The organism is Azospirillum oryzae, assembly GCF_900177515.1.
Lineage (GTDB): Bacteria > Pseudomonadota > Alphaproteobacteria > Azospirillales > Azospirillaceae > Azospirillum > Azospirillum oryzae_A.
Window position 1 is genome coordinate 725,038 of the sequence record NZ_FXAK01000007.1, and the last position, 13,097, is coordinate 738,134.

Genomic DNA, 13,097 nt, shown 5'->3' on the forward strand with positions numbered 1-13,097 from the left:
TTATCGCGGGTCCCGCCGCCCGTTTTCCTGTCGTTGGTCTTTCCCATAGCCTTGCCGAGTACATGCCGATGCCTCTGATCCCAGGACAAACGCCGACACGCGAGGATCTGTTGGACGCCCTGCTGTCGGCCAACGGCTCGCCCCAGGCCCTGCTTGGCGAGGATGGTCGCTTGCTGGTGGCGAATCGTGCCTTCGCCGACGCTCTCGGCTGCCCGCCGGATGCGGTGGAGGGGAGGACGCTGGCGGAGGCCGGGCTGCAGGCCGGCACCGCCGATGGGATCGAGAAGCTGCGGCGGCAGGTGATGACCACAGGTAGGCCGGCCAGCGCCGCCGGCCCGCTCCCCGGCCTGCCGTCTGCGCTGGCGCTGACCCCGGTGGCGGATGCCGGCGGGAGCGTCCGCGCGGTGGCGCTGGCCGCCGATGCCGGTGCCGCCGCCCTGGCCGAAGCGCGGGCGGAAACCGCGCAGGCGCGCGCCGATGCCGAACGCGCCCGCACCGCCAAGGGCAAGTTCCTGTCCGCCGCCAGCCACGACCTGCGCCAGCCCTTCCAGGCGATGCACCTGTTCCACCATCTGCTGAGCGGCCGGCTGACCGATCCGGCCTCCATCGAGCTGGCGAACAAGCTGGAGCAGGCGATCATTGGCGGCGAGACCCTGCTGCGCGCCCTCCTGGAGGTGTCGGCGCTGGAGGCCGGGCTGGTCACCGCCAATCCGCAGACCTTCCCGGTCGACGAACTGCTCGCCAAGATGCTGGAGGAGTTCGGGCCGGAGGCGGAGGCCAAGGGGCTGCGCTTCAACGTCCACCCGCTCGACGCCCAGGTGACCAGCGATCCGGTGCTGATGGAACGGCTGCTGCGGCCGATCATGGCCAACGCCCTGCGCTATACCCTGACGGGCGGCATCCTGCTGGCGGCGCGGCGGCGCGGTGCGAACCTGCGCATCGAGGTGTGGGACACCGGCGTCGGCATCGATCCGTCCAACCATGCCGTGATCTTCGAGGACTTCCACCAGCTCGGCAATCCGGGGCGTGACCGCAAGCAGGGGCTCGGCCTCGGTCTCGCCATCGTGCGGCGGCTGGCCCAGGTTCTGGGGCATCCGGTCACCGTGCGTTCCAAGCCCGGCAAGGGATCGGTCTTCGCGGTGGAGGTGCCGTTGGCCGGCAATGACGGCGACCGGTCGGGTGACGACTCCGCCGACGGCGACCCTGACCCGGCGGCCGGCCAATCTTCTACCGCCGGGGCCGCCGCGCCCGCTGCCGCCGGCACCGTGCTGGTGATCGAGGACGATGCCATGCAGCTGGAGGGGATCGGGCTGCTGCTGCAGGGCTGGGGCTATGCGGTCATCCCCGCCCGCGGCATCGACGAGGCCTGCGCCGGGCTGGAGGGGGGCGCCGCGACCCCCGATCTCGTGCTGTCGGACCTGCGGCTGTCCGGGCCGGAGACCGGCATCGACGCCATCCAGGTGGTGCGCGCCCGCTGCGGCCGGCGGGTGCCGGGCGTCATCGTCACCGGCGACACCGATCCCGACCGGCTGCGCAGCGTCGACCGCAGCGGCTTTCCCCTGGTCCACAAGCCCTGCGACCCCGCCGCCCTGCGCCGCCTGCTGAGCCGCAGTCTGCCACCCGTCCGCCGGCCTGATACCGCCTGCCCGCGTTAGACATTCCGCGTCCGCGCATTTTCGCTCCGCAACATTTCCCTGCTGCGGTTTTCACGTCATAAAACTGTAATGCGGCGTCTTGACAGACCCCGGTATGCGTGCGCAGTGTGACGCTTAGAGCAACCAAACAGTTTCGAAAACGATCATCGAGCAGCCGGTCTTTTTCGCAAGCGCACACATCGCCTCCACATGGCGCCGAATGCGTCTGCCACCAAAACTTCACGAAAGCGTCGCGGGACGGCAACCCGTTGCCCTCATGACAACCGCGAACCATACCGGGATAGGGAGACCCACCGCATGTTGACCCGCCGCAAGCTTGCCCTCCTGACGGGCGCAGCCACCACCAGCGCGCTGCTGTTCGCCGCCGCCCTGCCGGGCACTGCGCTGGCGCAGCAGAAAACGATGATCGATTTCTGGCACGGCCTGCCGCAGCCGCTGGGTGGCCAGCTGGAGCAGATCGTCAAGGATTTCAATGACAGCCAGCAGACGGTCCAGGTCAACGCCTCCTACAAGGGCAGCTATCCGGAGACGATGCAGGCGGCCATCGCCGCCTTCCGTGCCGGCAACGCGCCGCACATCGTGCAGATGTTCGAGGTCGGGACCGCCACCATGATGGCCGCCGGCCCGGCGGTGAAGCCGGTCTATCAACTGATGCAGGAGACCGGGGCGTCCTTCGACCCCGACGCCTACATCCCGGCGGTCAAGGGCTATTACTCGTCCAAGGACGGGAAGATGATGGCGCTGCCGTTCAACAGCTCCACCACCATCATGTTCTACAACAAGGACGCCTTCCAGAAGGCCGGCCTCGACCCCAACAAGCCGCCGGCGACCTGGCCGGAGATGATCGAGGCGACGAAGAAGCTGAAGGCGTCGGGCTCCACCTGCCCGCTGACCACCTCCTGGCCGGTGTGGGCGCAGTTCGAACAGCTGGGCGCCATCCACAACACGCCCTTCGCCACCCAGCAGAACGGCTTCGGCGGCCTGAACGCCGAGCTGAAGATCAATGCCCCGCTCTACGTCAAGCATGTCCAGACGCTGATCGACATGCAGAAGGACGGGCTGTTCAAGTATGGCGGCCGCGACAACAAGCCGGACGCCCTGTTCCCGTCGGGCGAATGCGCGATGATCCACGGCTCGTCCGGCCTGCGCAGCCGCATCATCAAGGAGGCGAATTTCGCCTGGGGCGCCGCCCCGCTGCCCTATTGGCCGGAATTCGCCAAGGACGGCCCGAAGAACAGCATCATCGGCGGCGCCGCCTTCTGGGTGATGACCGCGCCCAAGCGTACCCCGGCCGAGTACAAGGCGGTGTCGCAGTTCTTCAGCTATCTCGCCCGGCCCGAGGTCGATGCCAAGTGGCACATGGACACCGGCTATGTCCCGGTGACGATGAAGGGCTACGAGCTGGCCAAGTCCCAGGGCTATTACGAGAAGAATCCGGGTGCCGACGTTCCGGCCGCGCAGCTGACCCGCACGCCGACCACCGAGAACAGCATGGGCCTGCGCCTGGGCAACCTGCCGGAAATCCGCAACATCATCCAGGAAGAGCTTGAGAAGGCCTTCCAGGGCCAGCAGGACGCCCGCCAAGCGCTGGACGCCTCGGTGAAGCGCGGCAACGCCGTGCTCCGCAACTTCGAGCGGGCCAACAAGGGCTGATCCGCTGAACCTCTCCAGGATCCCCTCTCCCCCCCGGGGAGAGGGTTAGGGTGAGGGGGATGCGCGGCGAGGATCTTCAAGCATCGCGCACTCCCCGTTCCCGACCAATCCACCCCATGCCACCCCCTCACCCCGACCCTCTCCCCGGGGGGAGAGGGGGAAGCCGGGGAGCGGCGCCCCCGAACGCAACGCCCAACCCACGAAAGACCAACCCTTGCAGCGTCGCGTCACCTTCGACAGCCGGCTGTTGCCCTATCTGCTGCTTGCGCCGCAGGTGGCGGTGACGCTGGTGTTCTTCATCTGGCCGGCGGCCCAGGCGGTCTGGCAATCGGTGCATCTTCAGGACGCCTTCGGCATCCGCAGCGAGTTCGTCTGGTTCGAGAATTTCACCTATGTGCTGAGCGATCCGAACTATCTCGACACGCTGCAGACCACGGTGATCTTCAGCGTTGCGGTGACCGTGCTGGCGATGGGCGTGGCGCTGCTGCTGGCGGTGCTCGCCGATTCCAAGATCAAGGGCGCCAGCGCCTACAAGACGCTGCTGATCTGGCCCTACGCGCTGGCCCCGGCCGTCGCGGCGGTGCTGTGGATGTTCATCTTCAATCCCGATATCGGGTCCTTCGGCCGGGCGCTGCGGGCGATGGGCTATGACTGGGATTACCGGCTGAACGGCGGGCAGGCGCTGCTGATGGTGATCCTCGCCGCCAGTTGGAAGCAGGTGTCCTACAACTTCATCTTCTTCCTGGCCGGGCTTCAGGCGATCCCGCGCTCGGTGATGGAGGCGGCCAGCATCGACGGCGCCGGACCGGTGCGGCGCTTCTGGACCATCACCTTCCCGCTCCTGTCGCCGACCACCTTCTTCCTGCTGGTGGTCGACATGGTCTATGCCTTCTTCGAGACCTTCGGCACCATCCATGCCCTGACCCAGGGCGGGCCGGGCAAGGCGACGGAGACGCTGATCTTCCGCGTCTACCAGGACGGCGTCGTCAACAACGACCTCGGCGGGTCGTCGGCCCAGTCGGTGATCCTGATGGTGATCGTCATCGCGCTGACCGCGGTGCAGTTCCGCTTCGTCGAGCGCAAGGTCCATTACTCATGAAGCAGACCCGTTTCATCGATCTGGTGCCGCACATCGTCCTGATCGTCGGCGTGCTGATCTTCGCCTATCCGATCTATGTGACGCTGATCGGCTCCACCTGGGATTCCGGCACCATCGGGCGCGGCGGGCTGCCGCTGTGGCCGGGCGGGGAGGGGGTGGCCAACTACGCCCAGGCCTGGGTGGGCGAGGCGGGCGACCGCGCCATGTACACGCCCGTCCGCACCATGATGCTGAACAGCCTGGTGATGGCGCTGTCGATCGCGCTGGGCAAGATCGCCATCTCCATCCTGTCGGCCTACGCGGTGGCCTTCTTCCGTTTTCCGCTGCGCATGGCCTTCTTCTGGCTAATCTTCATCACGCTGATGCTGCCGGTGGAGGTGCGGATCATCCCGACCTACAAGGTCGTCGCCGATCTGGGGCTGATCAACACCTATGCCGGGCTGGCGATCCCGCTGATCGCCTCGGCCACCGCGACCCTGCTGTTCCGCCAGTTCTTCCTGACCATCCCGGACGAGCTGCTGGAGGCTGCGAAGATCGACGGTGCCGGGCCGGTGCGTTTCTTCATCGACGTGGTTCTGCCGCTGTCGCGCACCAACATCGCGGCGCTGTTCGTCATCCTCTTCATCTATGGCTGGAACCAGTATCTCTGGCCGCTTCTGGTCACCAGCAGCGGCGACATGGAAACCATCGTGACCGGCATCACCAAGATGATCGGAACCGGCGAATCGGCCAACGACTGGCACATCATCATGGCGACCACGGTTCTGGCGATGCTGCCGCCGGTGGCGGTGGTGGTGTTCATGCAGCGCTGGTTCGTCAAAGGTCTTGTGGACAGCGAAAAGTAAGCGCGGGCGAAGGGAAAGAAGAACAATGGCAACCGTTGAAATCCGCAACGTCCGCAAGTCCTACGGCCCGGTCGAAGCGATCAAGGGCATCGACATCGCGATCCAGGACGGCGAATTCCTCGTCCTGCTCGGGCCGTCCGGCTGCGGCAAGTCCACCCTGCTGCGCATGGTCGCCGGGCTGGAGGGCATCACCGGTGGCGAGATCGCCATCGGCGGGCGCGTGGTCAATCACCTGGACCCCAAGGACCGCGACATCGCGATGGTGTTCCAGAACTACGCGCTCTACCCGCACATGACGGTCTTCGACAACATGGCCTATGGCCTGAAGATCCGCGGGATCCCGAAGGCGGAAATCCGCGCCCGCGTCGACAAGGCGGCGGAGATCCTCGAACTCGGTCGCTTCCTCGACCGCCGGCCGAGCCAGCTGTCGGGCGGCCAGCGCCAGCGCGTCGCCATGGGCCGCGCCATCGTGCGCGAACCCGCCGCCTTCCTGTTCGACGAACCGCTGTCGAACCTGGACGCCAAGCTGCGCACCCAGATGCGGGTGGAGATCAAGCGGCTGCAGGACCGGCTCGGCATCACCAGCCTCTACGTCACCCACGATCAGGTGGAGGCGATGACGCTGGCCGACCGCATTCTGGTGATGAACCATGGCGTGGCCGAGCAGATCGGTACGCCGCTGGAGGTCTACCAGCGCCCGGCCAGCCTGTTCGTCGCCGGCTTCATCGGCTCGCCGCCGATGAATGTGCTGGACGGCCGCATCGACGACCGCGGCGAGGCGGTGCTGGTGCCCGGCGGACAGCGTCTGCTCCTGCCGCGGCCGCGCCCGACCGACGCCGGCCGCCCGGTGAAGCTGGGCATCCGGCCGGAGCATATGGCCGTCGCCGCGGAAGGCTTTTCCATCGAGATCGAACTGGTGGAGGCGCTGGGGGCCGACACGGTGGTCTATGGCCGCCTGCCGGACGGCGAGACCCTGCTGGTCCGCATGGCCGGCATCCCCACCGTGCGCGAGCGTGATCGCCTGACCGTCGCCCCGCAGGACGGCGCCCTGCACCTGTTCGACGCGGTGACGGGGCGCCGGATGGAGTGAGGTTGGCGATCAGAAGTCCGAACAGCGTCCCTTGAACTCCCAGTCGCCGTAGCGGGTCGGTTCCGGTCCCTTCGGGCCGCCGATCTCGCCGGGCTTCTGTTCGGGGCCCTTGGTTTCCGTGGTCTCCGTGGTTTTGGTGGCGGTCACCGTCTCGGCGGTGTCCTGCTGTGGCTTGGTCGGTTCGGTCATCATATCCATCGCACTGCTGCGGGCATCTTGAACGGGGGCGCGGATCGGGCCCATATCTCGGATCAGGGCGGGTTACCCCGCCTCGGCCCATCCTGAACCGATATGGCGATCATGACCAGCTATCTGAAGACCACCATTCTCCTTGCCGGCCTGACGGCGATCTTCATGGCGGTCGGCTTCCTGCTGGGCGGCAAGACCGGCCTGATCATCGCCTTCGTCTTCGCGCTGGGCATGAACCTGTTCAGCTATTGGAATTCCGGCGACATGGTGCTGTCGATGTACGGCGCCCGCGAGGTCGACGCCTATTCGGCGCCGGAGTTCCACGGAATCGTCGCCCGGCTGGCGGAGCGCGCCGGCCTGCCGATGCCGCGCGTCTACATCATCCAGAACGACCAGCCCAACGCGTTTGCCACCGGCCGCGACCCGGAGCATGCGGCGGTCGCCGCCACCACCGGCCTGCTGCAGCGCCTGACGCCGGAGGAGATCGCCGGCGTGATGGCGCATGAGCTGGCCCATGTGAAGAACCGAGACACCCTGATCATGACGATCACCGCGACCATCGCCGGTGCGGTGTCGATGCTCGCCAATTTCGGCCTGTTCTTCGGCGGCTCCAGCAACGACGAGCGCGGCGGCAACCCGCTGGGCATGGTGGGTGCGATCCTGGCCGCCATCCTCGCCCCCATCGCCGCGACGCTGGTGCAGATGGCGATCAGCCGCACCCGCGAATTCGAGGCCGACCGCATCGGTGCCGAGATCTGCGGCCGTCCCAACTGGCTGGCCGATGCCCTGACCAACATCCACAACAGCGCCAACCATATCCCCAATTATCAGGCGGAGGCGCATCCGGCGACCGCCCACCTGTTCATCGCCAACCCGCTCAGCGGCGCCAGCATGGCCAGCCTGTTCTCCACCCACCCCGACATGGGCGAGCGGGTGGCGCGGCTGCGCGCCATGGCGCCCCAGAGCGGCGGCTTTACCGGTGGCTTCGGTGGCGGCTTTGGCGGCGGCCGGACCGCCCCGCCGCGCGACGGCCGCTCCCCCTGGGGTGCGCCGCCGCAGGGCGGCAATCAGGGCGGGCAGGGCGGCTTCATGCCGCAGAACCGCCGCGGCCCGTGGGGCTGATCCGGGGCTGATCTCAGCAACAATCCTCTGGTAAAGCATTGCGCGCCGAAGGGGTAGGCGACTACCCTTCCGGCACGCGCTCAACCATGACGGTCGCCAGGGGAAGTTTGCATGTCCGACGCCGCGAAATACCGCCTCGTTACCCGGTCCGACTTCGACGGGCTCGTCTGCGCCGTCCTGCTGAAGGAGCTGGGCATCCTCGACGAGATCAAGTTCGTCCATCCCAAGGACATGCAGGACGGCAAGGTCGAGATCACCGGCCGCGACATCACCACCAACCTGCCTTATGTCGAAGGCGCCCATCTGGTGTTCGACCATCACCTGTCGGAGACCATGCGCGTCGGCGAGAAGCCGAACCACATCATCGACCCCAAGGCGCCGTCGGCCGCCCGCGTCGTCTATGATTACTATGGCGGGAAGGAGCGCTTCCCCACCATCTCCGACGAGATGATGCAGGCGGTCGATCAGGCCGACTCGGCGCAGTACCAGCGCGACGACATCCTGAACCCCACCGGCTGGACCCTGCTGAACTTCATCATGGACGCGCGCACCGGCCTGGGCCGCTTCCGCGAGTTCCGGGTGTCGAACTATCAGCTGATGATGGACCTGATCGACTACTGCCGCACCCACTCCATCGCGCAGATCCTGGAACTGCCGGATGTGAAGGAGCGGGTGGAGCTCTACACCCAGCATGCCGAGCTGTTCGTCGACCAGCTGAAGCGCTGCGCCACCGTGCGCGGCAATGTCGTCGTGCTCGACCTCCGCAAGGAGGAGACGATCTATGCCGGCAACCGCTTCATGATCTACGCGCTGTTCCCCGACACCAACGTGTCGATCCACGTCCTGTGGGGCCTGAAGCAGCAGAACACCGTTCTGGCCTGCGGCAAGTCGATCCTGAACCGCAGTTCGAAGACGGACATCGGCCCGCTGATGCTGCAGTATGGCGGCGGCGGCCATCAGGCGGCCGGCACCTGTCAGGTCGACAACGACCGGGCCGAAGAGGTATTGGAGGCCATCGTCGCCCGCATGCGCGCGGACGGCTGACACGCCACCGACCGGATCCTGAGCGATTGAGCGCCTTTCCTCCCTTCCCCGACGGCACCCTGTTCGACGCCGGCTGGCTGTCCGCCCTGTCCGACGAGGTGCCGAGGGACGAGGCGCTCGACCGCGCCCGCCCGGTGGTGGCCGACGCCATCGCCCGCACCGACGCGGCCGGTGCGGCGGCGCTGGCCCGCATCGACGCGCTGGTGAGGGGGGCGGCGCTCGACGCCATCCCGGCCCTGCTGGCGGCGGAGACGGTGGAACTGCCCGACGCCGCCGCGACCGCCGAACGCTCGATCCACGACCTGATGAGCCGCGTCGCCTACAAGCGGCGCGAACTGATGCCGCTGTTCCCGGACCTGATCGAGCGCGTCGCCGCCGTCCATGCCGCGGCGGTGCAGGCCTGCGGTATCGCGCGCTGGCGCCTGATGGCGGCACGGGCGCGGCTGCAGCCGGGCCGGCCGTCCAGCCCGATCCAGGGCGCCGGCACCCGCTATGTGAAGAGCGACCGCTTCGACGCCCGCGCCGCCGAAAGCCTGCCATCCATCGACCGCACCCGCGCCGACCGCATCCTGAAACGGCTTGGCGAGGCGCCGGTGCCGGACGAGCTGGAGCTTCGTCCGCTGGATGACGGCGACGACCTCTGGACCATCAAGGCCGGCGGGATCAGCCGCTTCATCCTGCGGGTGGAGCGCGACCGGCGGGGGCCGTTCTACATGGTGGAGGATGTCGGGCCGCAGGCGGCCTGACGGCTCAAGATGCCTGGCGCGCCCGCGTCTGCTCCCGATAGAAGATGTAGACGCCGCTGCCGACGATTATGATCGTGCCGGCGATCGTCGACAGGCGCAAATCCTCACCGAACAGCATCAGCGCATAGACCGCCGCCCAAACCAGTGTCGTGTAGCCGAAGGGCGCCACGGTGGCGGCGGGCGCGGCGCTGTAGGCACGGATCAGGCAGAAATGGCTGATGCCGCCCAGCGTTCCCAACAGCACCATCAGGGCAACACCGTTCAGGTCCGGCGTCACCCAGTTGAAGGGCAGGGCCAGCGTACAGACCACGGTACCGGCCATGCCGGTGTAGAAGATGGTGGTGGTCGGCGAATCGACACCCTTCAGCTTGCGCGTCGCGATCTGGTACAGCGCGTTGCAGAAGGCTGCGCCCAGCGGAAGGGCCAGCGCCCATTGGAAAGTTCCGCCCACCGGGCCGACGATGAGCAGCGCACCGGCCATGCCGGCCAGCACGCCGACCCAGCGCCGCCAACCGACCTTCTCGCCGAGCAAGGGCACCGACAGCGCCGTCACCAACACCGGGGCCGCAGCGGCAATCGCCTGCACCTCTGCAAAGGTGATGCTGCGCAAAGACAGGACGGCGAGCAGGGTGGTCGCCAGCAGCAGGCAGGAGCGGACAAGCTGCAGGGGCAGGCGGTGCGACACCATCAGATGCGGGCTGCGCCACGCGACCACGATGCCGACCAGCAACATATGGACCGCGAACCGCGCCCAAGCGACCTCCATCACCGGATAGCTTTTGGCCAGGATACGGGTGGTGGCGTCCTGGGTGACGAACAGCAACGTGGTCAGGATCATCCAGAAGATGCCGGCCCGGCCGGCCCGCCGCTCGGCCAACGAATGCTCCGGCAAGGATCGCTCCACCTGCGCCGCATTGCCGGGACTGGCCCGCATCCCCGCAGCCGTCGTCTCCCCCGTCCCCATGGCCCCGCTTTTCCCCAAGGTTGCCATATTAGTATATGGGCGACCGAGGTGCGATGCCTTGCCAAAGGCGTGACATTGCCGTGCCCTATGCGCAGGGCTGTCCGGCGGTGACTAAATCCCCGCCACGCCCCACAGCAGCAGCGCCACCAGCCCGACCAGCAGCAATGCCGCGACCGCCGATAAAGCGAGCGCTCGCCCGATGTCGGCGGGGGTGGCGCGGGCGCGGCCGTCGCCGATCCAGTTCTCGGTGATGACCACGCCGCCGTCGCGGTGCGGCCCGCCCAGGGCCAGACCCAGCGCGCCCGCCATCGCGGCGATGGGCCAGCCCATGTTCAGCGACGGGTGCTTGCGCGCATCACGGCTGAGCGCGCGGAGGGCGGCGCCGGCCTTGGCGGTGCCGATGAAGGGCGCGGCCAGCGCCAGCAGCAGTCCGGCCAGCCGGGCGGGCAGGGCGTTCAGCGCGTCGTCCAGCGTCGCCGCCGTCAGGCCGAAGCGGCCATGGCGGACACCGGGGCTGCCGAGCGCGGCGTCGGCGCCGTCCAATGCGGTCCAGACGAACAGCCCCGGCACGCCAAGCAGGGCATAGCCGAAAACCGGCGCCACCAGCTTGCGGTCGAAGGCGCGGGCGGCGGCCTCCACCGCGGCGCGGGCAATGCCGTGCTCGTCCAGGCCGTAGACATGGCGGCGGGTCAGCGACTGGATCGCCTCCTGGCCGGGCACCACACCGCCGCTTTCAAGGGCGCGGCGCACCGCGCGGATGCGGGTCCAGGCGGCCCGGCCGCGCAGGCCGCAGAGCAGGGCCAGCAGCTCCACCATCCAGCCGCGGCCGATGGAGCCGATCCATTCGACCAGCAGCCCGGCCGCCACTGCGATCAGCACCAGCGCCAGCACCACCAGAGCCCCGCGGATCACTTGGGCCGACTTTCCCCGCTCCGCCCGGTTCAGCCGGGCATCGGCGGCGTTGCAGAAGCGCCGCGCCAGCCCCGCCGGATCGGGCAGGATGCGGTCCAGCCAGTCGCCGAACAGCGCGTCGATCCCCAGCGCCAGCAGCAGGAGCAGCAGCGGGCCGGGACCGCCAAAGGCCGAACCGAACATGAGGTCTCCGCGAGGTAGTGTCCGACCGCCAGCGGACGCGAATCAGCGCGCGCCGGCTTGGCGCAGCAGCGTGCCGACGCGGGCGTTGCGGCTGTCCTGCGCCCAGTTCAGCGCGGTCCGGCCGGTGAAGTCGGAGCGGTCGACCTGCGCCCCGGCCTTCAGCAGCCGTTCCACCACGTCGGCCCGGCCGCTGCGGGCGGCGACCATCAGCGGGGTCATGCCCTCGCGGTTCTCCATGTCGACCTTGGCGCCCTTCTTCAGCAGCAGGTCGATCAGCTCCGGATTGCCGTTCTCCGCCGCGGCCAGCAGCGGGGTGTTGCCCGCCTTGTCGGCGCGGTTGACGTTGGCGCCGCTGTCCAGCAGCAGCTTGGCGATTGCCGGGCTGGAACGGTCGACGGCGGCCAGCAGGGCGGTCTTGCCGTGGATGTCGGACTGATTCGGGTTCTCGCCCCGCAACAGGGCGCCCTTCGCCTTGGCGACGTCGCCGTCGTTGACCGCCTGCATCAGTCCGGTGTCCTGGAACAGGCTGATCTGGGCGAGGGCCGGGGCGGCGGAGCCGGCGGACAGGCCGGCGGCGAACAGGGTGGCGAGCAGGAGCCGCTTCATGGCGGGTATCCTTCCTTGACAGCAGGGGTGCCGGATACTAGCCAAAAGACCGGTGCTTTTGCCAGATCGGCATTCATCTCCATGCCTGCTGCGTCGACAGGTTGAAGCTCATGCTCCACAATCCGCTGGCCCGCCACATCGCGCTGTTCCTGCTGGTGAAGGCCATGCTGATCGGGTTGGGGCTGTGGTGGTTCCTGGGCGCCATGCCGGAACCGCGCGGGATTGTGCCGCCACCTGCCTCATCATCGGCCACATCATCGCGACCCTGAGCGGAACCTTACGCCCGATTTGCGGTTGGATCCGGATTGTTCGGACTTCCTGCGAAGCGAAGGGGTGGAGGCATGATCGAGAGCCGCGACCAGAACCCGACCACGATCGATTCCAGCGCCTGGACGGGAGACACCGGAGACACCAATGCTGCGGTGCGCGAGGCCGTGGCGGTCTTCGACAGCCGTGAGGCCCTGCAGAGCGCTATCGACGACCTGTCCCTGGCCGGATTCCAGCGCCACGAGCTGAGCGTGCTGGCCAATGACGAGACGATCCGCGACCGTCTGGGCGGCGTTCCCGGCGATGTCGGCAGCCTCGCCCATGACCCCGACGCACCGCGGCAGTCCTACATCTCGCCGGAGGATGTCGGCAGCGGCAAGGGCGCTGCGGTCGGTTTCCCCGCCTATGTCGGGGCGATCATCGCCACCGGCGCGGTGCTGGCCACCGGCGGCACGGCGCTTGCCGCCGCCGCGGCTGCCGCGGCGGCCGGTGTGGGCAGCGGCGCGGCCGGATCCTTCCTGTCGCAATGGATCACCGACAAGCGCAACGAGCCGATGCTGCAGCAACTCGACAAGGGCGGCATCCTGCTTTGGGTCAATGTCGGCGACGCCGCCCGTGAACGCATTGCGCTGGAGGTCCTGAACCGCCATGCCGCCCATCCGGCCGAGGTGCACGAGGTCCGCCAGACCGGATCCGAGTGATCGTTCCGGATTGATCGCGCT

Annotated in this window: 14 protein-coding genes; 10 read left to right on the forward strand and 4 right to left on the reverse strand. The window is 68.0% G+C overall.

Annotated features, from left to right (window positions below):
* The first annotated feature begins 68 nt into the window (after positions 1 to 68).
* The 5 genes from B9N97_RS15950 to B9N97_RS15970 all read left to right on the forward strand — a co-directional run bounded on the left by B9N97_RS15950 (position 69) and on the right by B9N97_RS15970 (position 6,342).
* Positions 69 to 1,655, forward strand: a complete 1,587-nt coding sequence (locus B9N97_RS15950; protein WP_085088266.1) for a hybrid sensor histidine kinase/response regulator — start codon at positions 69 to 71, stop codon at positions 1,653 to 1,655.
* A 297-nt stretch (positions 1,656 to 1,952) separates the two neighbouring features.
* Complete coding sequence (ugpB, locus tag B9N97_RS15955; RefSeq protein WP_085088269.1) at positions 1,953 to 3,308, forward strand: sn-glycerol-3-phosphate ABC transporter substrate-binding protein UgpB; 1,356 nt, start codon at positions 1,953 to 1,955, stop codon at positions 3,306 to 3,308.
* 214 nt (positions 3,309 to 3,522) lie between these two features.
* Entirely contained in the window at positions 3,523 to 4,407 is an 885-nt protein-coding gene (gene ugpA / locus B9N97_RS15960) for a sn-glycerol-3-phosphate ABC transporter permease UgpA (protein WP_085088272.1), read from the forward strand.
* Positions 4,404 to 5,252, forward strand: coding sequence for a sn-glycerol-3-phosphate ABC transporter permease UgpE (gene ugpE, locus B9N97_RS15965; RefSeq protein ID WP_085088274.1), 849 nt, complete (start codon positions 4,404 to 4,406; stop codon positions 5,250 to 5,252). The genes ugpA and ugpE overlap by 4 nt, the downstream gene beginning before the upstream one ends.
* Positions 5,253 to 5,277: 25 nt before the next feature.
* Positions 5,278 to 6,342, forward strand: a complete 1,065-nt coding sequence (locus B9N97_RS15970; protein WP_085088277.1) for a sn-glycerol-3-phosphate import ATP-binding protein UgpC — start codon at positions 5,278 to 5,280, stop codon at positions 6,340 to 6,342.
* Between the two features lie 9 nt (positions 6,343 to 6,351).
* Here the strand turns inward: B9N97_RS15970 and B9N97_RS15975 are convergent, their stop codons facing one another.
* Positions 6,352 to 6,540 (reverse strand): DUF1674 domain-containing protein, encoded by a 189-nt coding sequence (locus B9N97_RS15975; RefSeq protein WP_143266733.1) that lies wholly within the window; start codon positions 6,538 to 6,540, stop codon positions 6,352 to 6,354.
* Positions 6,541 to 6,633: 93 nt separating this feature from the next.
* Between B9N97_RS15975 and htpX the strand changes: the two genes are divergently transcribed.
* From htpX to B9N97_RS15990, 3 genes are all read left to right on the forward strand, one after another.
* A complete protein-coding gene (gene htpX, locus B9N97_RS15980; protein ID WP_085088280.1) occupies positions 6,634 to 7,653 on the forward strand; it encodes a zinc metalloprotease HtpX in 1,020 nt (339 codons plus the stop codon).
* 111 nt (positions 7,654 to 7,764) lie between these two features.
* Positions 7,765 to 8,697 (forward strand): DHH family phosphoesterase, encoded by a 933-nt coding sequence (locus B9N97_RS15985; protein ID WP_085088282.1) that lies wholly within the window; start codon positions 7,765 to 7,767, stop codon positions 8,695 to 8,697.
* Between the two features lie 26 nt (positions 8,698 to 8,723).
* Positions 8,724 to 9,443 carry a hypothetical protein gene (locus B9N97_RS15990; RefSeq protein WP_085088285.1) on the forward strand — a complete coding sequence of 240 codons (720 nt, stop codon included), beginning with the start codon at positions 8,724 to 8,726 and terminating at the stop codon, positions 9,441 to 9,443.
* A gap of 4 nt (positions 9,444 to 9,447) precedes the next feature.
* Here B9N97_RS15990 and B9N97_RS15995 read toward each other — a convergent pair whose 3' ends face one another.
* From B9N97_RS15995 to B9N97_RS16005, 3 genes are all read right to left on the reverse strand, one after another.
* Entirely contained in the window at positions 9,448 to 10,377 is a 930-nt protein-coding gene (locus B9N97_RS15995; protein WP_085088288.1) for a DMT family transporter, read from the reverse strand.
* A 141-nt stretch (positions 10,378 to 10,518) separates the two neighbouring features.
* Positions 10,519 to 11,502, reverse strand: coding sequence for a CobD/CbiB family cobalamin biosynthesis protein (locus B9N97_RS16000; protein WP_085088291.1), 984 nt, complete (start codon positions 11,500 to 11,502; stop codon positions 10,519 to 10,521).
* Between the two features lie 42 nt (positions 11,503 to 11,544).
* Entirely contained in the window at positions 11,545 to 12,108 is a 564-nt protein-coding gene (locus B9N97_RS16005; RefSeq protein WP_085088293.1) for an ankyrin repeat domain-containing protein, read from the reverse strand.
* 110 nt (positions 12,109 to 12,218) lie between these two features.
* Here B9N97_RS16005 and B9N97_RS35660 point away from each other — a divergent pair, with 110 nt between their 5' ends.
* On the forward strand, positions 12,219 to 12,377 hold the full coding sequence (locus B9N97_RS35660) for a hypothetical protein (protein WP_167393317.1): 159 nt from the start codon (positions 12,219 to 12,221) through the stop codon (positions 12,375 to 12,377).
* Between the two features lie 72 nt (positions 12,378 to 12,449).
* The gene (locus B9N97_RS16010; RefSeq protein WP_085088296.1) at positions 12,450 to 13,076 is read left to right on the forward strand and encodes a general stress protein; all 627 of its coding nucleotides are present in this window, start codon (positions 12,450 to 12,452) and stop codon (positions 13,074 to 13,076) included.
* The last annotated feature ends 21 nt before the right edge of the window (positions 13,077 to 13,097 follow it).

Coding starts and splice junctions, on each gene's coding strand:
- B9N97_RS15975 (WP_143266733.1), bottom strand. CDS start 6,540: ATGGATATGATGACCGAACCGACCAAGCCACAGCAGGACACCGCCGAG.
- B9N97_RS16000 (WP_085088291.1), bottom strand. CDS start 11,502: ATGTTCGGTTCGGCCTTTGGCGGTCCCGGCCCGCTGCTGCTCCTGCTG.
- B9N97_RS16005 (WP_085088293.1), bottom strand. CDS start 12,108: ATGAAGCGGCTCCTGCTCGCCACCCTGTTCGCCGCCGGCCTGTCCGCC.
- B9N97_RS15985 (WP_085088282.1), top strand. CDS start 7,765: ATGTCCGACGCCGCGAAATACCGCCTCGTTACCCGGTCCGACTTCGAC.
- B9N97_RS16010 (WP_085088296.1), top strand. CDS start 12,450: ATGATCGAGAGCCGCGACCAGAACCCGACCACGATCGATTCCAGCGCC.
- ugpB (WP_085088269.1), top strand. CDS start 1,953: ATGTTGACCCGCCGCAAGCTTGCCCTCCTGACGGGCGCAGCCACCACC.
- B9N97_RS15970 (WP_085088277.1), top strand. CDS start 5,278: ATGGCAACCGTTGAAATCCGCAACGTCCGCAAGTCCTACGGCCCGGTC.
- ugpE (WP_085088274.1), top strand. CDS start 4,404: ATGAAGCAGACCCGTTTCATCGATCTGGTGCCGCACATCGTCCTGATC.
- B9N97_RS15950 (WP_085088266.1), top strand. CDS start 69: ATGCCTCTGATCCCAGGACAAACGCCGACACGCGAGGATCTGTTGGAC.
- B9N97_RS15995 (WP_085088288.1), bottom strand. CDS start 10,377: ATGCGGGCCAGTCCCGGCAATGCGGCGCAGGTGGAGCGATCCTTGCCG.
- htpX (WP_085088280.1), top strand. CDS start 6,634: ATGGCGATCATGACCAGCTATCTGAAGACCACCATTCTCCTTGCCGGC.
- B9N97_RS35660 (WP_167393317.1), top strand. CDS start 12,219: ATGCTCCACAATCCGCTGGCCCGCCACATCGCGCTGTTCCTGCTGGTG.